Genomic DNA, 22,716 nt, shown 5'->3' with positions numbered 1-22,716 from the left:
AACATCATGAAGATCTTAATTGTAGCAATAACCCTTACAATTGCCCTGTTTATTGTACCTGCAGCAGTTAACGCCCAAAACATCAGCACTATTTCAGGTAAGGTTGTAAATGCCGCAAATGAACCGCTTTTGGGGAATGTGGTATTACTGGCTGTTCCCGATTCCGGTTTTATAAAAGGCGCCGGTTTTACCAACGGCGCTTTTGAAGTACCGGCTGTGAACCTGAAAGAGGTGTTCCTGAAGCTCACCTCTCTGCAATTCCCCGATACGGTAATAAAAGTACAGTACAACGGACAGCAGCATGTGGAGCTGGGGACTATTGTGATCAGGCAAAGCAAGTTCCAGTTAAATGAAGTGCGGGTAACCAGCCAGGCCCCGCTGGTACGGTATGCCAACAACGGGAATATTGAGGTGAATGTAGCCAACACCGTGCTGGCCAGCAGCGCATCGGTAAGTGAGATCCTTACCCGCACGCCCAACGTAATTGAGAATGATGGCCGGTACTCCGTGTTCGGTAAAGGGGAAGCCATTATTTACCTGAATGGTAAGCTCATCACCAGCGAGCGGCTGGCATCCATACCCAGCTCGCAGATAGCCAGGATCGAGATCATTTCCAACCCCTCCTCAAAATATGATGCGGAAGGAAAGGCCGTGATCAACATCATTACAAAAATGAAGGTAGATGAAGGTATTATGGGTACCATCAGCCAGTACCTGACATGGTCTGATTTTGCAGGCAGCAATGCCAACACCTTTGCGGACCTGAGTTATATGAAAGGCAAATTTACCCTGGTGGGCAACTACGCAATACTCTTTGGTAAAACCAGGGAAGTATTGCATACCATCCGTACCCGGCCGGCTACGGATGATTATATGAACTCTGACCTGAGAACAGACTGGAACAGCAAGCTCAAAAATTTCTCCACCTTTGGATTGGGCGCGCAGTATAACATTAATGAGAAGAGCAATATTTCATTAGCCTACAATGGTTACCTGGAGAACCTGGGCGGCACGCAGGACAGCAGGAACACCATTATTACAACTGCCGATAATAGTTTTTATACCAGTGGTATTGCTAAAAAAGATGTGCTGTGGAATCATTCCGTTACATTAAACTATAACAGAACGCTGGATACTTTAGGATCTGCTTTTTTCATAGGCAGCCAGTTCTCGCACTACGACGATGAGATCGATGATTTTATAGACGAAAAGAATATTGTGAACGGGCAGCATGGCGGCCGTTTCCTGAAAAATAATGTGGATCATAGCATAGATATATCCAGCACACAGGCAGATCTTACAAAGTATTTTGATGCCAATAATAAGCTGGAAGCCGGCGCCAAATTCAGTTATGTGAATAATACCTCCGGAACGGATTTTCTGGTAGCAGAGAATGGCGGCGATTATAAGCCGGACACCCAATTATCCAACAGCTTTAAGTATATAGAAAAGGTACCGGCTGCCTATGTTAATTACAGTGGCGCCATTGGCACTAAAACAAACTATGGTTTTGGCGTGCGGGGCGAGTGGACCAATTACGAGCTGAATACCAGCGTGGGCGGAGGGCAGCTTATTTCAGACAATTATTTCAACATTTTCCCAAACGTATCCATCAGCACGGCCGTATCTGATAAGCTCAGGCTAAGGGCCTCCTATGTATCCAGGATCACCCGGCCCAGGTACCAGTCGCTGAACCCCCTGGTAGTATACCAGGATCCGTTTACCACCATAGAAGGTAACCCCAACCTGATCCCGGAAAAAACACACTCTTTTGAAGCAGGCGCTAATTACCGGCAGTTCGACTTCAGGGTAGGTTACAATTATGTGCTGGACCCTCTTGATGCAGCTGCTTTAAGAGGTACTACCCCCAACAGTTACGTGTTAAAAGCTATTAACCTGGACAAGGGATATATTTATTACGCCGCTCTTTCCAAAACCTTTAATCTTAAATGGTGGACCTCTACTAACACAGCCAACCTCAGTTATAATAAGCTTACAGATACCAGGTATAACTTTGTGATGGTAGATCCCAAACCACAGATCTACCTGTATTCAAGTAATACATTCACGGTGGGCAACCTGTTCAAGCTGCAGCTGCTGGCCTGGTTCCTGGGCGATAAAGCTTATGGGCTGTACTACGACAACAGCCGGTCAACCGTAACGTTGGGTATTGAAAAAGATGTGCTCAAAGGCCTGAAGCTGAAATTTATGGCCAATGATATTTTCCACGGCACCAATGCCTCCGGCACTTATGGAGTAGGGCAAACGGATATTTATTATAACAGAACCTACAATACCAATTACTTCAGGTTGATTGCCACCTATAGTTTTGGCAGGTTAACGAAAACAAATTATAAGAGCAAAGCAACCGGTCAGTCTGAGAATAACAGGGCCAACTGATTACTAATCCATATTGTCATGCAACTTTTTTTATTGCATTTTGCCGGCGGTAATTGTTATTCATATGATTTTTTGAAACGAATAATGCCGGCAGCGGTTAAATTTTTTGCACTGGAGCTGCCTGGCAGGGGCAAGCGGTACAAGGAAGGCCTTTTGCGGCATAAGCAGGCGGCCATTAATGATTATGTACAGCAGATCCGGCAGCACCGGAACGGAGAGCCATATATCATCTACGGGCATAGCATGGGCGCCACTTTGGGGCTTTCTGTTGTAAAGGCCATGGAAAATGCGGGCGACCCGCCCCTGACCTTTATTGCATCCGGTAACCCCGGTCCGTGCATCAGTGAAACGGATGATGAAAGACTGAAGAACAAATACCTGCTGGATGATGACGGTTTTAAAGAAGAGCTGAGAAAGCTGGGCGGACTTCCGGATGAGATCCTGAACAATGATGAGCTGTATGGCTTTTTCGGGCCTGTGATACGGGCCGATTTTGAGATCCTGGAAAAAGATGAGCTTTTTGAAAAAGATACCCGCATTAATACCCCGGTTTATGCTATCATGGGCAATACAGAACCGATGGTAGAACAGATAGATAACTGGAAACACTATACGAATAATTATTTCGGGCGCCAGGTTTTACCCGGCAACCATTTTTTCATACACCAGCATCCCAAAGAACTGGTGAAGATCATTTTGCATTGCTCCCGTAACATGCAGGTGAACCATTAAGTTTTGTGTTAATCATGTAACTCCATTTGCCATGCTGAAATTAAAGCTGAAGAATATCCTTTTTCTGTTGGCATATGCGCTACCCAATACCCTGTTGAGTTTTGGGATCGTGTATATCATCAATAATGTGCTTGCCGGTAATGAAGCCTTTTTGAAAGACTATATGGGCATTGTGTTCCTGGCCATTGTGGTGTATACGTACCTGCTGAATATCGCTTTTCAGAAGCGGCTGAATGAGTTCTCTTTTCATATGTTGTATGAGAACGAGAAAAAGATCTTTGATAAGGTGCTGACAGCGCCATTGATGAAGCTGGAAAAATACGGCTCCAAACGGTTCTTTACAGCCGTAGAGGACCTGCGTACTTTTTCTTTTCTGCCGTTCACCATTACCCATACGGTAAATTCCATATTAATGCTGATCCTTTGCCTGGCCTATATGTTTACGCTGTCAATAGTATCCGCCTTTATTGTTATTGGCCTGATCATAATGGTGGCCGGCTGTTACTTTTTAGTTATAAATACGATGTCCAGGCAGGTAGGCAAGCTGCGTACCTACAATGAGAATTACTTTCAGTATGTAGATGATGTAATGAAAGGATTTAAGGAGCTGAAACTAAGTTTTTTCAGGCGGGAGAACCTGATGAACCGGTTCCTGGTCCCTAACCGGAATGAGGCCAGGGACCTGGATTTCAGGATCAACTATATTTTCCTGTCCATAAACCTGATCAGCCAGTACGGATTGTATTTTGTAATAGCAGTGATCCTGTTCCTGCTGCCGTCCATCGGGTTATTACCCCGGGAAAATGTGATCGCTTATGTAGTAATGATCCTGTTCAGCTCAGGCCCAATTAACAACCTTATTAACCTGCAGCAAATGTATACCCGCTTCAGGGTGGCTAATAGCCGGCTGCGGAAGTTTATGGAAGATTTTGATATCAGCGGAACAGGCGCTATAGTGAAGCCGGCCGCTTTCAGTGACGATTTTCAATCACTCAAATACCAGGACATCTGCTTCTCTTACCAAACAGATTCAGCAGAAGCTTCCTTTGCCCTGGGGCCAATAGACCTGGAAATACAGCAGGGGGAAGTGATCTTTATTATCGGCGGCAACGGCTCCGGGAAAAGTACTTTTATTAATATCCTTACCGGTTTGTATGCCCCCACTGAAGGGCAGTTACTGCTGAACGGCGCCGTGGAAAAAGATAACCGGGAAAAAGTACAGCAGCTGATCTCCGCCGTGTTTACAGACAATCACCTGTTCTCCCATAACTATGAGGATTACGAGATAGAAAATAACGAAACCTACCGGGAACTGCTAGCCGTAATGGAGCTGGATAAGATAGTTTCCGGTGAAAAAGATGAAGCAGCCAGGCGCAGGTTTTCCAAGGGGCAAAGCAAGCGCATGTCCCTGATCTTTGCCCTGTTGGAGAAAAAGCCTATCCTGGTGCTGGACGAATGGGCAGCAGACCAGGACCCGCATTTCCGTAAATTCTTTTATGAAGTGCTTATTCCAAAATTAAAACGCGAAGGAAAGACCATTATAGCTGTTACCCATGATGATGCTTATTTTCACCATGCAGACCGTATCATTAAGTTTGACTATGGCCTGATCGTAAAAGATGTGCAGGTAAGCAGCGCTGAAAGGCATACTGAAAGCCTTTGGGCATAAATGAATAGTACCCCGATCTTTAAAAAATTAGTACCCCGTGACCATGAGACTCTCGCTTCCCCAACAAGATGTCTATTATGAACAATTGTTGTACCCCGGTGAACCCATTTATAATATAGGCGCCAAAATTTCCATAAAAGGGCCCCTCAGATACGAGGCGCTGAACCAGGCGTATATCACGCTCATTGACCAGCATGATGCTTACCGCAGTATAGTGGTGCAGGACCACAACGAAGCGCAGATAGCGGTATTGCCTGAGCATGGCTCTGTATTGCAGTTCCTGGATCTTTCCGGAGAAGAGGACGCGGATACACAGGCTAACCGGTATATGCAGGAAACCTTTACCAAAGCTTTTGATTTTAATGACCGCACATTATTACACCGTTTTGTGCTGATAAAGGTGAGCGATAGCTTTCACTACCTGTTTTCCATGTATCACCACATTATTACGGATGGCTGGGGCACTTCCTTAATGTTCCAGCGCTGGGTAAAAAATTATAATGAGCTGATCACTACCGGCAGTATAACCCCACAGACATTGTATACCTACAGTGATTTTGTAGCAGATGACGGGGTGTATGCTGCTTCTGCTGAATTTGAAGAAGATAAACAATATTGGAAGGGCCGGTTCGGGAATCTGCCGGAAAGATTATTCCAGAAGATTGACCCGCAGCTTTATATAAACAAAAGCAGCCGGAAAGAATTAATAGTACCACGGCCGCTGTACAACCAGCTGGAAGCCCTGGCCAGCACACATAAATGCTCCACCTTTCATGTAATACTGGCCTTGTTATATATGTATTTTGGCCGCCGTTGCCAAAACAGGGATTTTGCTATAGGGCTGCCCGTGTTGAACAGGGGTAAGTCTGCCTTTAAAAAAACGGTAGGGCTTTTCATGGGCGTGTCTACTCTGCGCATGCAGTTTTCTTTTGATGATACTTTTGAGGACCTGGTATGTAACATTAAACAGCAGCTGCGCCAGGACTACCGCCATCAGCGCTTTCCACTGGGGAAACTGATCCAGGAGCTGGATGTTTTCCGGGAAAAAGACCGCCTGTTTAATATTACACTGTCTTATGAAAAGCAGAACTATGCAGATCAGTTCCTGGATACCCAAACCCGCGTTGTCCCGTTAACACATGGCGCGGAAAGGGTAGCGCTGGCAATTTACATCCGTGAGTTTGATGAAGCAGAAGATGTAAAGATAGATTTCGATTATCACATCAATTACTTTGACGAAGCCACTATTTCCGGTATAATTATGCATTTTGAGCAGCTGCTGCAGCAGGTTTGCGCGGACCCCAAACAGCAGCTGTCCGGTTATAAATATTTAACCCGGGCAGAGGAAGAACAGCTTTTATACACGTTTAACCAAACGCAATGGGAATATCCACGGGAGCTTACTTTTCTCTCTTTTTTTGATCAACAGGTAAAAGACCGTGCGGAATATATAGCCATTGTGGATGATGAGTTTACCTATACCTACCGGCAGCTGGATGAATGGTCAACCCGTATAGCAAACAGGTTACTGACCTACCCGGCAATAAAAGAAAAAGCGCCGGTTGCTGTATTAATGCCCCGTTCTGCTAATCTGGTGGTTACGCTGCTGGGTATTTTAAAGGCTGGCACAGCCTATATTCCATTAGATCCTGATTTTCCACAGGCACGTTTGCAATACATTGCAGATCATAGCCGGGCCGCTTGTATTATTGGCGCGCAGGATCAGCAGCATATTATTAGTTCAGCCATTTCCTTTATTTGTATAGATGACCTTACTGGCGATCAGCAGCAGGCCGTTGTACTTCCCGGAGTAACAGCCGCAGATACGGCCTATATTATTTATACCTCCGGTTCCACGGGCGCTCCAAAGGGAGTGGAAATAGGCCATCGGTCGCTCCTGAACTTTTTACTGAGCATACAACAGCGGCCGGGTATTACCGCGCAGGATACTTTTTTCTCAGTTACCACACAATCCTTCGATATTTCTATCCTTGAATTTTTTGCGCCATTGATCGCAGGCGCTAAGCTGTACATTGCCCCCAAACAATTGCAGCAGGATCCTGTTGCCATGATAGCTAAGCTGGAAGCTATACGCCCCAATATGATACAGGCAACACCCGGTTTTTACCAGATCCTTTACAACGCAGGCTGGAAGGGAAATAAAGGCCTTACAATATTATGCGGCGGCGACTTGTTAAGCGCATCGCTGGCAGAAAAACTGCTTGGCACCTGCGCCGCGTTATGGAATATGTACGGTCCAACGGAAACTACTATCTGGTCAAGTACCAAACACATTCAAACTCCGGATGATGCGTCCAACATTGGCACGCCTATTCATAATACGCAATTCTACATTCTGGATGAGCAGCTGCAACCCTTGCCTGTAGGCTGCCCGGGCGCTATTTATATTGGCGGCGAAGGCTTGGCAAAAGGATATTATAAAAATGAGGTTTTAACAGCGGAAAAGTTTATTCCCCACCCGTTTAATCCCGGTCAGCAGATCTATGAAACCGGCGACCTGGGGCAGTGGAACAGCCAGGGTGAGATAAAGTTCCTGGGCAGGAATGATAACCAGGTGAAAATAAGAGGTTACCGTATTGAGCTGGGTGAAATAGAAGCAAAGCTGAATCAGCTGCCTGCTGTAAGATCATCGGTGGTGATCGCAAAAAAGAAAACAGCGCAGGAAGCGTTCCTGGTAGCTTATATAGTACCGGCGCAGGAGCCGGCTGATACGGCTGCTTTAATAAAAGCGCTGCAAAAAGAGCTGCCGGAATACATGATACCGTATATCATGATCCCGGTGACAGATTACCCGTTAACGCCCAATAACAAAATAGACCGTAAGGCATTAGCGGCCCGTGAAGTGCAGCAACCGGCAGATGCAGCGCTGCAGCTTGACCCTGAAACATCATTGGAAACAGCGCTTTGCCGTTTATTTAAAGAAGCGCTGGAATGGGAGGGAAAGCTGGGCGTAACGGATAATTTTTTTTCAATGGGAGGCCACTCCCTGAATGCCATGAAAGTGGTGAACCTGGTACAACAGCAATTATATTACCGGGTATCCCTGAAAGATATTTTTAATCATCCTACTGTGCAGGCCCTGGCCGGCCGTTTACGTGAGCAGGGTACCGTTCCGCCAAAAGGGATAAGCTCCATTGCCGACAGGCCCTGTTACCCGGTTTCCCCTGCCCAGTATGCCCTATGGCTGGCTGCGCAGCAGGGCCGCCAGCGGTCGGTTGCCTACAATGTTTTTGTGGTATATGAGATAACAGGTAAAATAGATGTAGCACGGTTAGAGCAGGCCTTTACCACCCTCATAGCAAAGTATGAAATATTGAGGACCAACTTTATTGAGATAGAAGGCATTCCCCATCAAAAGATCGGAAGTACCCGGTTTCAGATAGATATTGTTCCCGATACGGCAGCCGCATATGTAAACAAAGCCTTTGATCTGGAAAATGATCTGCTGCTGCGGGTAGGCCTGGTTAAAACAGCGCAGGGATATTTGCTGGCTTTTTCATCCCATCATATTATCCTGGATGGATGGTCAATGGGAGAGCTTATCCGGGAGATCAGCCAGCTTTACCGGGCTGCTGGTGTACAAAACCAGCCATTGCCTTTCCAGTTCAGGGATTATGTGGCCTGGCTGCAGCAAACCACGCAGGAATGGCAGCAACGGAATGAATGGTTCTGGGAGAATTATCTCCTCGGCTACCGGTGGAAAACCATTCTGCCGGCAGCGCAGGGAGATGAATACGCTGCTGCAGAACATCATTTTCAGTGGGAGGGCGATTTTTTTGAATCGTTAAAAGCAGCTGCCCATCAGCAGAACAGCACACTGCATACCTTTTTGCTAACGGCCTTTTTAACCCTGCTGCATAAAATATCCGGTGAGCCGGACCTGTGTATCGGCACTATAAATTCCGGCAGAACCATTGCCAGCCTGCACAACCAGGTAGGCATGTTTGTGAAAACGCTGCCGCTCCGGTCACGGTTTAAACCACAGCAGTCATTTGCCGCACAGTTAAGGTCTGTGCATAATGATCTGCTGGAGATGGATGCGCACCAGGACATACCTGAAAATATTTACAATACCCTGTGGCCGGACATTTTATTTGTATTGCAGCCGCCGGCCTTTAACTATGATCATATTGTGCTGGATGAGGAGGTGCAGCTGCAGTTACACCCGGTAGCGCCTGCATACAGCCGCCTGCCCTTATTGATCAACTTTATTGAAGCAAAAGAAAGTTTGCGTTGCGCGGTGCATTATAGTACGGGTAAATATGATCCGGAAACCATTGCGCTGCTGTTCATGAGATTTGAAAGTATTTTAACCCAGGTAATAGCGCAGGCAGCGGTAACAACCGGCAACCTGGATCCGGCACTGGCCTTTGAAAAGGAACAGGCGCTTGATATACATCTTAACTTTTAGCATTAATCCTATTACAATGAACGCTTTTATAAAAGCATTACCGCTGGTAATACTCCTTACTTTTTCCTGGTTGTTTAAAACGCAGGGGCAGCAGGTATCTTTTAAAGACACCACCTCTTTTTACCCCAACGCTCGCAGGTTACAGGACCAGCAAGTGAAGTGGGGATACCTCTCTGTACCTGAGAACTGGGACGATCCGCAGGGCAAACAGATAGCAATAGCTGTAGCCGTATTAAAGAACACCTCCCATATACCCCACGCAGACGGCGTGGTGTTTATACAGGGTGGGCCGGGGGCCGGTGGTATACCCAACATCTGGAACTGGCTAAGCCATCCTTTAAGGGAGAAGAACGATATTATATTATTTGATGTAAGGGGCACCAGCTTCTCAAAACCGCGGCTGTGCCCCGACCTGGGAAAACAGTTGCTGGAGATCTTTGCAAAGAACCAATCCGGTATTGAGGATGAAAAGCAAAAAGTAGCGGCTGCCGTAACCTGCAAACAGGATATGCTGGATAAAGGAATTGATGTGAATGCCTATCACAGCCTGTCAGTAGCCAGAGACCTTCATGCATTAAGAACGCAGTTAAACTACGGCCGTTGGAATGTATACGGGGTATCTTATGGCACCTATATGGCACAGGTGTATGCCAGTACCTATCCCAATGATGTAAGGACCTTAATACTGGATTCACCGGTGGCAGATGTAAGCACTTATTACACGCGTAATACGGGTAATTACATGCACAGCCTTGCCAAAGTATTTGAGCTATGTAAAAAAGATCCTGTTTGTAATAAACAGTATCCTGACCTGGAACAGGTGTATTACAAAACCATTGCGGAACTGCAACAACACCCGGTAACCGTAACGGTTGATAAAAACACAGTACCGTCAGAAAGATTTACGTATAACGCAGATGATTTTAAACTGGCCCTGCAACAGGCATTGTATAATAAGCAGCTGGTTGAGGTAATACCCTTGCTCATTTATCAGTTTCATAACAGGAATGAAGCCGTATTAAAGAATCTGGTCACTGCTTTCTCAGGCCTTTTAATGCTGGATTATGGCGTTTATTACTGTGTAAGCTGTAATGAAGTATTGCCCAATAACAGGGTGGCAGATTTTGCGAATAATACGGCGCCCTATAAAAATCTGAAGGGAGGGTTATCTTTTTATCAAAGCGACTTTAAAGTATGTGAAGCCTGGAATAAGAACGGGAAACCCTTACATCATGATCTGTCTAACCTGTCGGCCGCTCCTTACACGGTATTGGTTTTCTCCGGTGGCTTTGACCCTATTACCCCACGGATAAATGCAGAAGAGGTAGTAAAACATTTTGCCAGAGGGTACCTGGTAAAAGCGGATGATTACGGCCATGCACCCAGTTTTACAAAAATAGGGTATAACGTGGCAAATGGGTTTGTTAATAATCCCGGCCAAACGCCGGATATAAATGCGTATGACAAGGCTATTAAGGTACACCTGGTAAAAAATGTTACGCTTAATAAAGGGATCTTTAACATAGGTACCAGCCTGAATAAGCCCGACCTGTTATTCCTGGCTCCCTTAATGGTTGCTTTTATACTGATGCTGGTTTTTGCGGTGATCTACCTGGTTAAGCTGCTGAAGAAAAAGTATGCCCTGCTACCGGATAAAATAATAAGGATCCTCACGATCCTCACTTCTGTGACAGGCATCATAGCTATTGCCTGCGCCATCTACGCCATTATGCAAACCGCCACGCAGAATTTTTACATTATGGCTTTTGGTTTGCCCGTTGTTTTCCATTATGTATTTACCATGATGCTGGTATTTGCCGGGCTGCTGCTGCTTACGCTGGCTTATTTCATCCTTCGCATAAAAAAGATCCATAACAGGAGTATGGTGTTCTCCGTTATTTTCTCCAATATTTTATTATCTGTTTACCTGCTGTACTGGGGAGTTATTTGACCATAAAATTGTTTTGTTATGATAGAAAGCCCGATCAACAATAGCATTCTCTTTGAGAAATTTTCTGAATTTACCGCCAGCTTCCCCTGCGATGTTCCCGTATGGATTGATACCAACAAATACGGGGTACCCGACATGCTGAGGGATTATCAATACCCCGTAAGTGCCTGGCCTGTTGTAATAAGCCCCCGGGTGGCCGGTGAGCTAAACCAGCTAACCATACGGCTGCCAAAGCTGTTAGGGCAGCTGCCTTCGCTTTATTTTAATAATGATATCAGGAAAATAGCAGCATTCTATTTTGGCGGGGATGAAATGGTCACACAGTTTGCGTTAATGTGTCATGAAAAGAATATTGAAATAGGCTGCCGGCTCGATCTAACGCTGACCAGTGAAGGGTTTAAGGTGCTGGAAGTAAATGTGGGTTCATCTATTGGCGGATGGCAGGTGCAGAGTTTTGAATCCATCATCCGGCAGTTGCATTCACCTTTAACGAAGGAGGAAACTGCCCATAATTTTGAATCGCGGAATACGCAGGCCATCTATATAAAGTTCCTGGTAGATAATATATTGAAGCACCAGCTGGTAACCAATAAGGAATTAAACATCTTTATTGAAATAGGAGATATGGCGAAGAATGAAGAAGAAAAGGACCGGATCCGGCAGTTTTTTGATGGCTTGTTAAAGCAGGAGCTGAAAGCCCGTGGCCTTACCGGCGGGGCTTATATAGGTGCGTTATCCACCCTTACATTAGGAAATGCGGGCCGGCTTTTTTTGAACAACAAATGTTTCCATGCAGTATTGATCTTTAACATGGAGAAAGAAAAAGTGCCTCCGGTTATATTCCGTTCATTTCTGATGGATAAGGTATACTTTCCGGATCATTTGGGTACACAGGTGCTGGGCGATAAGCGGAACCTGTCGTTATTACGGGTGCTTGCCGAACGGGGTGTATTCAGTGCTGAAGATAATGCCCTCATCCTTCAATATATACCCTGGACATCACCTGTTGAAGACCGGAACGTAATATTTAAAGACGGGGAATATAAGCTGCTGTCACTGATGGCTGACAATAAAGACCAGTTTGTGATTAAAGCTGCCGGCGGTTTCCAGGGCAAAAATGTTTTTGTAGGCAGGTTTTTATCGCGGCAGGAATGGGAAAACGCCATTAATATGGCGCTGGGAAAAAGCGCATTTATTGCACAGGAGTTTAGTGAGTCGCTGGATTTTCTGGCGCCCAATGCTGCCAACAAATGGGTACCTCATAAACTCATCTGGGGGGCATTTGGCTTTGGAGAACACTATGGCGGTGTTTGGGTGAGAATGTCATCTGCAAAAACCGATCTTGGGGTGATCAATTCAGCCACCGGCGCTATTGAAGCGATTGTTTATGAATGGAAGGATTAAAAAATGAGCATAACACAAAACAGGTAAACCCGCTCTGTGAAGAGCGGGTTTTTTTATGGAATTGGCAGAGATGGATGAGGTAGAAAGGTGGGGAATTTCAAAGGGCGAATGGCAACTCTATGTTAGCAGCCGTTAATTTTTTATATTTATCAGATGAAACATACACTTTTACCTGTTATATTACCTTTTGCCCTGTTGCTGTCATGCACATCAGCCACCACTACTAATACCACCACAGCAGTACCCATTACCGGTACCTGGCAGCTGGTATCCGGTACTACCATTGCAAAAGGTGACAGCACCACTACCGATTATACCAAGGGATCCCGCATGATCAAGATCATCAATGATTCCCATTTTGCCTTTTTAAAGCATGACCTTAACAGCCCGAAAGACTCTTCAAACCATTTCGACGCAGGCGGGGGCAGCTATACCCTTACCGGCAATGCATACACGGAGCACCTGGATTATTATGCAGACCGGAACTGGGAAGGCAAAACATTTGATTTTACCGTTACCATCAGTAACGATACGTTGATACAGCGGGGAATGGAAAAAGTGGAAGGCGCCGGTATTGACCGTGAGATCATTGAGCGGTATGTAAGGGTAAAGTAGGCGGAACGTTCAATTAAGCTATAAAAAAGGCTGTCACGTTTGAGTGTGGCAGCCTTTTTCGCTACAAATATCCTGCTCACTATTGCTTTTTCAGAGGACGGTGCATTGTCCGCACTACAATGGTATCATATCTTTGCGTAGTGATATCTCTTTGCAGCACATCATCATGATAGGTCAGCGTTGTGTTGTTCTTTATTTTATCAATTAAAAGGCTGTCGCTTGAGATCATGGAAGGCCCTGCAATGTAACCCTTGCTCGTGGACGCCACCATCATACCAAATATAGGCCTCCAGGTAGTAGTGGAGGCGATGGCAATGTAATAGGGTAAAGAGTAATTACCCTTGGAGATCAGGATAGGGAATTTTCTCCGGTAGCTGCATGGATTGGTATAATAAGTCGGGCATTCCGCCAGGGGGCCATACTTAGGCAAGAGATCCAGCAAAGTATCGCAAACTGATCTTGGGCCTGGGTTATCAGTGGTGTTATCCATTTCTGCAATCACCATTAAAGAATCGTTCTTATTGATGATCTCTGCTTTTCTGTTTCCCCGCAGTACGTTGTTACCACCGGTAAATTCCAGTGAGTAAGAGGATAGATCGCCAGGGGCCGGTGTTTCCGGTGAGTAGCCCATACGGGTAATATAATCCGCTATCAGCGCCTGATCATGTATTATATCATTGTTGGTGTACATGACTGCGCCGTCAGCTATTATTTCACTGGTTGGCTGATACGATTCATTATTACTATTATGATCAGGTGTAACATCGTTGTTGTCATCCTTTTTACAGGCAAACAGGAAGCTGCACGCCATCAATGCGATCATTACTCTTTTCATGGTCAAATTCGATTTTTAGTTTGTAAACTCGTTTAAGGTGAATCAATTTGTATATAAGACGAGAAAAATTGAAGAACTCCTATCGGCCGGGAAAAAATTAAAAAGATAATTTATAGGTTAAATAGCCATTGAATTTGAAGAGCTCACGGGGATACATATCCAGGTCGTAGCTTTTATTGTCTTCCGTTATGATCTCCGTACTATATTTCATAGCAGATTGATTAATAGCGCTGATGCCGGCAATCACCGTATGCCGCACCTTTTTTGTATCAAAGTAATAAGCGGCATTCAGATTTACCCGGTTGCTGACAGGGCCTTTGAATGGAGGCTTTACATCCTGCCCGGGGTTTATAACATTCTTTTCCGGATCCAGGGATAAGGTAGCAGGAAGCGTTATCCACCCGCCGGTATTAAAATGCCAGAGCAGGCTGAGGTCCAGCTTTTTTATGGGTTGATATTCCACTAAGAGATTAGCCTGGTTCCGCCGGTCGTACCGGTAGGGCTGGCGCTTACCATTATGGGCGCTGTCAAACTGCCGCCAGCTCCAGGAAAGCGTATAGGAGAGGATCACTTTAAATTTTTCAAACTTCTTTTCGCACATCCATTCGGTCCCATAGCTCCATCCTTTGCCGGTAATGATCTGATTTTCTACAGAGTCACCGTTGAAAAGGATATTTACATTTTCAGCGAAGCCGGTTACATTATTCATCTTCTTATAATAAACATCCGCCGTAAGGTTCACCAGACGCCTGTTCTTAAACTGGTAACCAAGGTTTATCATACGGCTTTCTTCGGGCTTTAATTGCGGGCTTGCCGGCAGCCATACTTCCCGGTTAATACCGGTGTAAGGGCTGGTAACAAGGTGCAGCATTTGTCCGGTATGCGCATAGGAAATATTGATCTGCTGATCGTCATCTATGCGGTAGCTGGAGAAAAACCTGGGCTGAAATACCTGGTAGTTATACGTATCATATTTATAGCTGTTAAATTGAACACTGGGTCTTATCAGCAGGTTGGCGCCTATATTGATGTCATTTTCATAGTAAGCCGTCAGGTTAGAGAAATGGGGAGAACGTGTAGTCCGGAAAGCATCTGTTCCTTCCTCAAAATCTTCTGTAACAAGCGTGTTAAAAGCGTGCAGGATATTGTACTCAAACTTTGCTCCAAAGCGGGATTGCACACCAGGTGAAACCGCCAGCTCAAATTGCGTTTTTGCCTCATACCGGCTGCCGGATGAATAATTATTGAAAACAATGTTCCGGCTTACAGGCACGCCAATATCGTTTGTCTCCTGCAGCTTATACATTAAAGCAATGTAATTATTATGACCGCTTGTACTAAAGGTAGTGTTTACAAAAGAGCGGCTGTTTAATACGTGGTTCCAGTTTGCCGTAAACAGTGCATTGCTCCACTTTTGCAGGTATTCCTGGCTATCCTGTGTTAATTTAAGCCGGTCATTGCCCACATAAGCGCTTAGCTGTAATTTATTATTCCTGTTAAGAAGATGGGTGAGCTTAACATGGGTATCTCCAAATAAGGCATCGTATGCAAACATGTCCTGGTTGAAAGCATCTCCCACGCTTTGTCTTACAGATGCCATCATTGCGGTATGGTTTTTCTTCAGCGGGCCTTCTATGGTAGCGGAAAATGCGTTTAGCCCGGCTTCGGCTTCCCCGCTCCAGCGGTTCATATTACCATCCTTTGAGTTTATTTCAGTCACAGAAGATATAGCTCCGCTAAGCCGGGCCGGGAAATCATTTTTGTATTGCTGCACAGATCTTATACTGGTATTGCCTAAAATGGAAACTTCACCCAGTAAATGAGCAGGATTAAATACCTGGTTGCCATCCAGGTAAAAAAGACTTTGTCCCGGATCGCCGCCTCTTACCAATAACTTACCGCCTGATTCCTGGCTTTCCATATTGCCGGGTAATAAATACAGGGCACGTACCTGATCGGTTTCTCCCAGCAGATTACTATATAAGCCTGCCTGGTATCTGTCAAGCTTAATACTGGCATCCCTTTTCAGCATGTTGCCTGCTGCTACCTGGGTTTCAGGCAACAGCGCCGGGGAAAGGAAAAAATTCAGCTGGGTATTTTTAGTGAGATCTATCGTTACGGTCTTTGAAGAAGATCCTGTAAAGGAAACCTGCAGCACATGCTCGCCGGCCGGGAGCACAATACTATAAAAGCCAAAGACATTCGACTCGCATATTGCCTTTGCGGATACTTCCCGCAGGGAAGCAAAGGGGATGGGTTCAAGGCTGTTTTCCTGCTGAATGAATCCATACAGCATATGTTTTTCCAGCAAAGCATCGGCCGGCAGGGGAGCATCAGCATATAAGATAATGATCTTATTGTTCTTTTCGATCACGGATACACGTTGTCCGCTTAAGATCCTGTTCAACACTTTTCCCAGGGATGTTTCACCATCGGGTAATGTAACATTTACCGTACTATCCAGTATAACGGGGGAATATTCAATATTGAACCTGCTATAGGCTGCAAGATCATGTAATAGCTTATGGGCATTCCCTGCTGCCGCGCGGCAATGGAACTTTGTATTTAACAGGTTGTTTTGCGCCATAACATCCGATAACAGAAGACAGCCGGCTAAAACAAATAAAAGGCGTAGCATAGGTATATACTCTGGTACCGTGGAGCTAAGGTTTAAATAAAATAATGGTATCCTGTTGCTTACGGTAACGGATGTTAACAAGCAGCTTTAGCTCTTCCAGCACCTGTGCCAGCGGCTGTTTCTCAAACCTGGCGGTAATGGCGTAAAGCTCCGGATGTTGCAGCAACAGGCTATCCGGCTGTATGTAGCAGCTATAATGGTCTGCCAGCTCCGCAGCCACCCGGTCAATAGGTGTATTATCAAATTGCAGAATGCCGGTTTGCCACGACAAATAATTTGAGTCCTTCACTTCCTGCATGTTAAAACCACTCTTATCCAATACAGCAGCCTCGCTGGCGGATACAATATGCCGTTCCGCCGTTTCGTCCCTGTTTATAAAAGCAACTTTGCCAATGGTTACCACCAGGCGGTCGTACTGCTTATTGCTGTTCACCAGGAAAGATGTTCCGATCACTTCAAGGTTAGCCCTTAGGGTTTGTATGCGGAAAGGGCGGTCCTTATCTGGTTGAACATCAAAATAAGCGTCGCCCGTGAGGGTAACCGCACGTTCCTTTTTACTGAACGTTTTTGGGAAACTGATGGCAGCACCTTCACGCAGCACTACCATTGATCCATCAGGAAGTGTCAGCTGTTTGTTAGCCTTACCGTTTGCCTGCAGAAGAAGCAAGCCCGTATCTTTTTTGAAGAACATCCAGCCCGCAAGGAAAAGGACGCCCGTGAGGCAGGCCGCCAGCAATACCCTTACCATAACACGGATCCTGGGCTGAGGGATAGGCGTTAGGGGCACTGTTTCATCTTTACCATGCCGGAGGGCCAGGTCCAGCTTATGCCATGCCTGCTGCGTATCAAAAACAGGCTCCTGCAATAGGGCGCCTGATTCCTCCCATAGTTTAAGCACCTGCTGGTAGAACAGCTCATGCGCTGCTGTTGCGGCTCTCCATTCCTCCAGCACTTTCATTTCTGCGCTGCTTTGGAGGCCTTTCAGCTGTTTTTCTATTATTATTGCTATATGTTCGGGTAATGATGTCATACTTTTCCTGTAATTAAGACCAGCATTTTTCAAAAACTCCTATCGCCGAAGAAAAAAATAAATAAAACCGGTGGTATCCACAAGCTGGCCTTTCGTATAAATGCCTTTAACAGCTTCATGGCTTTCCAGGTTTGATTGTTAACCGTATTAACAGAGATACCCAGGTGATCTGCAATTTCCTGGTTACTCAGGTTGCCGGAGCGGCTGAGCAGAAATACTTCCCGGCACTTTGGCGGAAGACTGTCCATGGCCTTTTGCAGCAGTTCACGGTAATGGATGTTATCATGTTGCTCCGGTTCCGCCGTCAGATCCCAGGGGCTGGCTTCTTCTTCTCCGGTGTCCCAATCCGTTAAACTATAGACCGGCAGCTTATTTTCTTTGGTCAGGTGAGTAAAGGAGCTATTCCTTACCGCTGTATACAGGTAAGCGCGGATCTTTGAAGAGCGTATTACTTCCCGGTGCTTCTCCCATATGCGGGTAAAAACATCCTGCACTATGTCCTCACTGCTTTCTTTGTCTTTAAGGAACGTAAAAGCATATTTACAAAGCGGATCGTAATGGGTTAAAAATAACTCCCTGAATTGGCTATAAAGATCGTTGGGATCCACAGAAAAAGGTTTAATAAAAATGATTGCTACACGTTAGCAATAAGAATGTTAGAGCATTGTTCATCGCGAATAAAGGCGCTGCAAGTTAAAGAAATAATTATATATTCTTACGGCTGTACCAGCGCAATAGGATAGGTGTCGTAGCCCCTTCCCTGTTATTTAACAAAAAGTTCATTGGAGCGCTGATTAAAAACCAATCAGATCCTGCTAAGATATAGGTAGTATAACAGCCGGTGTACCATTAATTTCGGTGCTGTTCAACCGTGTATGCATATGCGATATCTTATTCTGCTGGTCTTTTCACAACTATCTGTTGCCTGGTCATTTGGTCAATCATCCCATATTAAAAGCCAGGAGCAGGTATCCGCATTCCCGGTAAAAGATGTTACCATTACCGGTGGTGATTTTTTCCAGGCCGGCAGTACGGATAAAAAAGTAATGTTGTCTATAGTGCCTGACAGGCTGTTATACACCTTCAGGAAAAATGCAGGTATACCGGTTAAGCCTGCCATTAAACCCTATGGCGGCTGGGAAGCGCCTGATGTCGCATTGCGCGGGCATACCACCGGGCACTATTTGTCGGCGCTTAGCTATTGGTATGCGCAGGAGCCATTGCCCGCAATAAAACAGCGGATCAGTTATATAGTAAGCAGCTTGGCGGAATGCCAGGATAAGCTGGGAAATGGGTACCTGAGCGCTTTTCCTGAAAAGGATATTGACCGGGTTGAAAAAACAGGTGAAGGATGGGCGCCGCATTATACCCTGCATAAAATACTCCAGGGCCTCCTGGATGCCTATACCCTTACAGGTAACGAACAGGCGCTGAAGGTGGCCACCCGTTTTGGCGACTGGTTTGCTGCACGCGCAGCAAAGATCAGCGATCAGGCACATTGGGCAAAAGTGCTGGATATTATTGAGCAGGGAGGTATTGAGGAATCCCTGCTGAACCTTTATGTTATTACTCATGATGAGAAACATAAAACAGCTGCTACTTTCTTTGAGCAAACATCCAAAATTAAACCAGCCGCTGAAGGCAGGGATGTGCTGAATAAAAATATTACCAGCAATTATCAGCACGCAAATGCCACTATTCCGCAATTTATTGGCGCCCTCCGTAAGTATGAGGTTAGCGGGGATACTTATTACCTGCAGGCCGCTGATTTCTTCTGGAACCAGGTAACCGGCCACCGTGCTTTCAGCAATGGCAGTACCGGTTACAATGAATACTGGCATCATGGCCCGGATACCTTGTTGCCTGAGCTGGGTATTAAAGCAGGTGAAACCTGCTGCAGCTATAACCTGGTTAAATTAAGCAATGATCTTTTCCGTATGCATCCGCATGCTAAGTTCGGTGACTATGTAGAAAGAGCACTGTATAACGATATTCTTTCGGCTATTCACCCTGAAACCGGAGGCATGATGTACTTCCATACGCAGCAGCCCGGCGGCTTTAAAACGTTCGGTAAGAACGAGGAAGTGTTCTGGTGCTGCACCGGCACCGGTATGGAAGATCATGTGCGGTATGCATCCTCCATTTATTTTCATAGCAAAAATGACCTGTATGTGAACCTTTATATTCCTTCCAGAGTAAAATGGAAAGCAAAAGGTATCAGCATAGAACAGCTTACTTCATTCCCCGATGATGAGCAGGCCGTGTTTAAGATCAGCGGAGCTGCTGCCAGGTATGCCATACATTTCAGGGTGCCTTACTGGGCTGCTAAAGGCATCACTGTAAAAGTGAATGGGAAGAACATAGCGGCAGCGCCAGACAGTACCGGCTTTGTGATGATCAACCGCAGCTGGCATAACGGCGATAAAGTAACCATTAACCTGCCTATGCAGCTCCATCTGCAGCCACTGCCTGACGCGCCTGCGTATGCTTCTGTAATGTATGGGCCCCTGGTATTGGCCGGTGAGCTGGGGCGTGAAAAAATGGCCGATTCGCTGATCATGACCACCGATTATTTTTTTGGTGATGTGCCCCCGGCTTATGCCGCTACCATAGCAGTACCCGCCCTTACCGGGGCTACCGGGCAGCTAAGCTGGATCCGGAAGATGCCCTCCACAAGACTGGCATTTACAACAGACCAGACCAGTAACGGGAAGCCGGTAAAACTGGTGCCCGTGTCCAGGATCTATGATCAGCGGTTTGCTGCTTACTGGAAGTTTGTGGGAGGGAAGGAGTAATAACGTTATAAGGAGCGTTCTCCGGCCTTAATAGTTTTATCACTAATGCAGCCGAAACGCTTGCTGATAAGACCTTTTTCATCAAACTCCAGCTGCTCATTCCCGTAGCTATGAAACCACTGGCCATCGCGGTCACGCCATTCCTCCTGGAAGCGGATCGCATTCCGGTTTTCTTTAGCGCCCCACACTTCTTTCCGGATCTTATAATCCTGCTGTTCTGCAAACTTGCGGCTTAAATATTCTTTGACCTGGGCCCTGCCTTTGAGAAAAGTGGTACGGTCTGACCATTCAACGTCTTCTGTGTACAAAAGAGATACTTTTTCAGCATCGCGTGTATTCCATTCATTTTCGTTCAGCTGCAATTTTTCAGCTGCTGTTTCCCCGCTAAAGGGCGGTACTAATTTTTCGTTTTCCATTTTTTTAACTTTAAGAATTGACCAATAAATGTTAAGATCAATGGACGTTTTCATTGATCGCCATTGACTTTACAAAGGTCATTATATGCAGGGGAGTGGTCCATGGACGGATAGTGCTTTGGCATGGACAATTGATACAGGCGGGAACTTACTTAAGCATTGGCCTGGTTGAACCCAATGGTATCCCTGAAAAATTGTGGAGAGATGGCAACGTGGTTTTTAAAAAAGCGGCTGAAATAAAATTCGTCATTGAAACCCAGCTCATAGGCAATTTGTTTAACCGGCTTATCTGTAAGGTACAATTGCCGTTTTGCTTCAATGATGATCCTGTCTGAGATCAGGTGCGACAAGGTTTTATTGAAATGCGTTTTGCAAACCCTGTTTAATGCGGCCGTAGATATATTTAGCAGGTCTGCATATTCTCCCGCGCTGTGCAGGGAGCTGAAATGCTCCTCTATAGCGTTTTTTAGGGTGTCTAAAATAACCGGTGTTTTTGTGATGGATGCATCTTCCGTCTGTTGTTGGAAGAGTTTGATCCGGGAGCCGTTTATCAGTAATATTTTTAAATAAGATATCAGCACTTCGGTTTGCGCAATCCCTGTGCTTTGCAATTCCAGCTTAAGGCCATTTATGGTCGATAGCAGCAGCTCCGTTTCATCTTTTGCCAAAGCGGTTACCGGTGAATCATAAATATTGTTGAACAGCACACCGTTGCAGGAAACTTCATTACGGTGTTTATGCAAACAAAAAAAATCCGGGTGAAAATTAACCATCACTCCCTGGAACACCCCTTCACTTTTGATCTTAAAGGGCTGGTAAAGGGAAAAGCATATCAGGCAGGCTCCATCAAAAGGGTATTGTGACAGATCTGCAGTTACCATGCCTTTACCCTTTGTTACCAGGATCACTGAAAAATAATTATACTTTTTAAGACTGCTGAAATATGCATCATCTTCAAACGCATAAACTTTAAATACCAGAGACTTGCGCTGTGGATCTATTAATTCCAATGCATTACCGCTCATGCTTATTTTCTTTTATCCCTGCAAAAATAAGCCATAAACAAACCGCAGCCTCCCCAATGAAGGATGGGAACAGGATATAAGGGAATAAAGGGTTTGCAAAACCTCGTGAAAGGAACATGGTGAAGCTGTTGATGATATAACATAAGCCGGCAATAGCATATAAGATCCCCAGTATTTTGGGTATGTAAAGCGTTTTGAAAATAAGATAACCTATTATTATGCAGTAAAACCCAAAGAACACCAGGCCGATCGCATAGCCCTGTGATTGGAAATCGAGGGCCATGGCAGATAGCGCTGCTAACTGACTGGGTTGAAAAGCGCCCAGGTATGCCTTATTACCAAAGATCAGCAGAGGATAGAGCTGGTATAAAATATTGATCGCAAATACAGCATTTGAGATGACCACAAAAAAGATCGCAAGCAGGGTACTGCGTTTATGGATCGGCCTAAATAAAAGATAAAAAAACAATATTACCGGTAACCCGCAAATGAAATTTATAAGGTCGGCGAAAAAGCCTAAACGATAAAATAGTTCATGGGATTGTATGTTGTTTGCCGTTGCCATGGCATCATTGGGCACCGTCAGGCCCTGCCGTACAAACACCTGTGCGAACAGCCCGCCGGCAATAACTGTCAGGTAGAGAATGCCGGCAATGCGCGCATTTTTTTTCATGGAAGGGAAGGAGCTGTCTTGCATCGGGATAAATTAAATATAGCTTGATGAGGGGTAAAGCTATTTGTTTTTTAATGATTATTTTGGGAAACATCTGCAAA

General features: G+C 45.5%; 15 protein-coding genes. 8 read left to right on the top strand and 7 right to left on the bottom strand.

The window, feature by feature from the left end:
* The first annotated feature begins 6 nt into the window (after positions 1–6).
* The 7 genes from BMZ54_RS22015 to BMZ54_RS21985 all read left to right on the top strand — a co-directional run bounded on the left by BMZ54_RS22015 (position 7) and on the right by BMZ54_RS21985 (position 13,203).
* Positions 7–2,400 carry an outer membrane beta-barrel family protein gene (locus BMZ54_RS22015; protein ID WP_089917438.1) on the top strand — a complete coding sequence of 798 codons (2,394 nt, stop codon included), beginning with the start codon at positions 7–9 and terminating at the stop codon, positions 2,398–2,400.
* Between the two features lie 18 nt (positions 2,401–2,418).
* Positions 2,419–3,132: a thioesterase II family protein gene (locus tag BMZ54_RS22010; protein ID WP_089917436.1), complete on the top strand. Its 714-nt coding sequence runs from the start codon at positions 2,419–2,421 to the stop codon at positions 3,130–3,132.
* 31 nt (positions 3,133–3,163) lie between these two features.
* Positions 3,164–4,801, top strand: coding sequence for a cyclic peptide export ABC transporter (locus BMZ54_RS22005; RefSeq protein ID WP_089917434.1), 1,638 nt, complete (start codon positions 3,164–3,166; stop codon positions 4,799–4,801).
* Positions 4,802–4,844: 43 nt separating this feature from the next.
* Positions 4,845–9,233 (top strand): non-ribosomal peptide synthetase, encoded by a 4,389-nt coding sequence (locus BMZ54_RS22000; RefSeq protein ID WP_089917431.1) that lies wholly within the window; start codon positions 4,845–4,847, stop codon positions 9,231–9,233.
* Positions 9,234–9,249: 16 nt separating this feature from the next.
* Positions 9,250–11,184 (top strand): alpha/beta fold hydrolase, encoded by a 1,935-nt coding sequence (locus BMZ54_RS21995; RefSeq protein WP_089917832.1) that lies wholly within the window; start codon positions 9,250–9,252, stop codon positions 11,182–11,184.
* 18 nt (positions 11,185–11,202) lie between these two features.
* A complete protein-coding gene (locus BMZ54_RS21990; protein WP_089917428.1) occupies positions 11,203–12,588 on the top strand; it encodes a hypothetical protein in 1,386 nt (461 codons plus the stop codon).
* 153 nt (positions 12,589–12,741) lie between these two features.
* Entirely contained in the window at positions 12,742–13,203 is a 462-nt protein-coding gene (locus BMZ54_RS21985) for a hypothetical protein (RefSeq protein WP_089917425.1), read from the top strand.
* Between the two features lie 79 nt (positions 13,204–13,282).
* Here the strand turns inward: BMZ54_RS21985 and BMZ54_RS21980 are convergent, their stop codons facing one another.
* From BMZ54_RS21980 to BMZ54_RS21965, 4 genes are all read right to left on the bottom strand, one after another.
* Positions 13,283–14,038, bottom strand: coding sequence for a hypothetical protein (locus tag BMZ54_RS21980; RefSeq protein WP_143081102.1), 756 nt, complete (start codon positions 14,036–14,038; stop codon positions 13,283–13,285).
* 97 nt (positions 14,039–14,135) lie between these two features.
* Positions 14,136–16,625 (bottom strand): TonB-dependent receptor, encoded by a 2,490-nt coding sequence (locus tag BMZ54_RS21975; protein ID WP_143081101.1) that lies wholly within the window; start codon positions 16,623–16,625, stop codon positions 14,136–14,138.
* A gap of 76 nt (positions 16,626–16,701) precedes the next feature.
* Complete coding sequence (locus BMZ54_RS21970) at positions 16,702–17,706, bottom strand: FecR family protein (RefSeq protein WP_089917418.1); 1,005 nt, start codon at positions 17,704–17,706, stop codon at positions 16,702–16,704.
* Between the two features lie 29 nt (positions 17,707–17,735).
* Complete coding sequence (locus tag BMZ54_RS21965) at positions 17,736–18,314, bottom strand: RNA polymerase sigma-70 factor (protein ID WP_162277642.1); 579 nt, start codon at positions 18,312–18,314, stop codon at positions 17,736–17,738.
* A 273-nt stretch (positions 18,315–18,587) separates the two neighbouring features.
* On the opposite strand from BMZ54_RS21965, the gene BMZ54_RS21960 reads away from it, so the two are divergent.
* Entirely contained in the window at positions 18,588–20,501 is a 1,914-nt protein-coding gene (locus BMZ54_RS21960) for a beta-L-arabinofuranosidase domain-containing protein (RefSeq protein WP_162277641.1), read from the top strand.
* 5 nt (positions 20,502–20,506) lie between these two features.
* Here the strand turns inward: BMZ54_RS21960 and BMZ54_RS21955 are convergent, their stop codons facing one another.
* The 3 genes from BMZ54_RS21955 to BMZ54_RS21945 form a co-directional block, all read right to left on the bottom strand.
* Complete coding sequence (locus BMZ54_RS21955; protein WP_089917410.1) at positions 20,507–20,917, bottom strand: DUF1348 family protein; 411 nt, start codon at positions 20,915–20,917, stop codon at positions 20,507–20,509.
* A 152-nt stretch (positions 20,918–21,069) separates the two neighbouring features.
* The gene (locus BMZ54_RS21950) at positions 21,070–21,942 is read right to left on the bottom strand and encodes a helix-turn-helix domain-containing protein (RefSeq protein WP_089917407.1); all 873 of its coding nucleotides are present in this window, start codon (positions 21,940–21,942) and stop codon (positions 21,070–21,072) included.
* Entirely contained in the window at positions 21,932–22,639 is a 708-nt protein-coding gene (locus tag BMZ54_RS21945; protein ID WP_089917405.1) for a DUF4386 domain-containing protein, read from the bottom strand. Before BMZ54_RS21945 ends, BMZ54_RS21950 begins: the two co-directional genes overlap by 11 nt.
* Positions 22,640–22,716: the final 77 nt, after the last annotated feature.

The organism is Chitinophaga rupis (assembly GCF_900109685.1).
Classification (GTDB): Bacteria; Bacteroidota; Bacteroidia; order Chitinophagales; family Chitinophagaceae; genus Chitinophaga; species Chitinophaga rupis.
Note: the sequence above shows the minus strand (reverse complement) of the source record. Positions and strands in the feature narration are given on the sequence as shown.

Bases quoted from the DNA above. Each gene is read 5' to 3' on its own strand.
- BMZ54_RS21975 (WP_143081101.1), bottom strand. From the start codon at position 16,625: ATGGCGCAAAACAACCTGTTAAATACAAAGTTCCATTGCCGCGCGGCA.
- BMZ54_RS21990 (WP_089917428.1), top strand. From the start codon at position 11,203: ATGATAGAAAGCCCGATCAACAATAGCATTCTCTTTGAGAAATTTTCT.
- BMZ54_RS21960 (WP_162277641.1), top strand. From the start codon at position 18,588: ATGCGATATCTTATTCTGCTGGTCTTTTCACAACTATCTGTTGCCTGG.
- BMZ54_RS22015 (WP_089917438.1), top strand. From the start codon at position 7: ATGAAGATCTTAATTGTAGCAATAACCCTTACAATTGCCCTGTTTATT.
- BMZ54_RS21955 (WP_089917410.1), bottom strand. From the start codon at position 20,917: ATGGAAAACGAAAAATTAGTACCGCCCTTTAGCGGGGAAACAGCAGCT.
- BMZ54_RS21980 (WP_143081102.1), bottom strand. From the start codon at position 14,038: ATGAAAAGAGTAATGATCGCATTGATGGCGTGCAGCTTCCTGTTTGCC.
- BMZ54_RS21995 (WP_089917832.1), top strand. From the start codon at position 9,250: ATGAACGCTTTTATAAAAGCATTACCGCTGGTAATACTCCTTACTTTT.
- BMZ54_RS22005 (WP_089917434.1), top strand. From the start codon at position 3,164: ATGCTGAAATTAAAGCTGAAGAATATCCTTTTTCTGTTGGCATATGCG.
- BMZ54_RS21985 (WP_089917425.1), top strand. From the start codon at position 12,742: ATGAAACATACACTTTTACCTGTTATATTACCTTTTGCCCTGTTGCTG.
- BMZ54_RS22000 (WP_089917431.1), top strand. From the start codon at position 4,845: ATGAGACTCTCGCTTCCCCAACAAGATGTCTATTATGAACAATTGTTG.
- BMZ54_RS21950 (WP_089917407.1), bottom strand. From the start codon at position 21,942: ATGAGCGGTAATGCATTGGAATTAATAGATCCACAGCGCAAGTCTCTG.
- BMZ54_RS22010 (WP_089917436.1), top strand. From the start codon at position 2,419: ATGCAACTTTTTTTATTGCATTTTGCCGGCGGTAATTGTTATTCATAT.
- BMZ54_RS21970 (WP_089917418.1), bottom strand. From the start codon at position 17,706: ATGACATCATTACCCGAACATATAGCAATAATAATAGAAAAACAGCTG.
- BMZ54_RS21945 (WP_089917405.1), bottom strand. From the start codon at position 22,639: ATGCAAGACAGCTCCTTCCCTTCCATGAAAAAAAATGCGCGCATTGCC.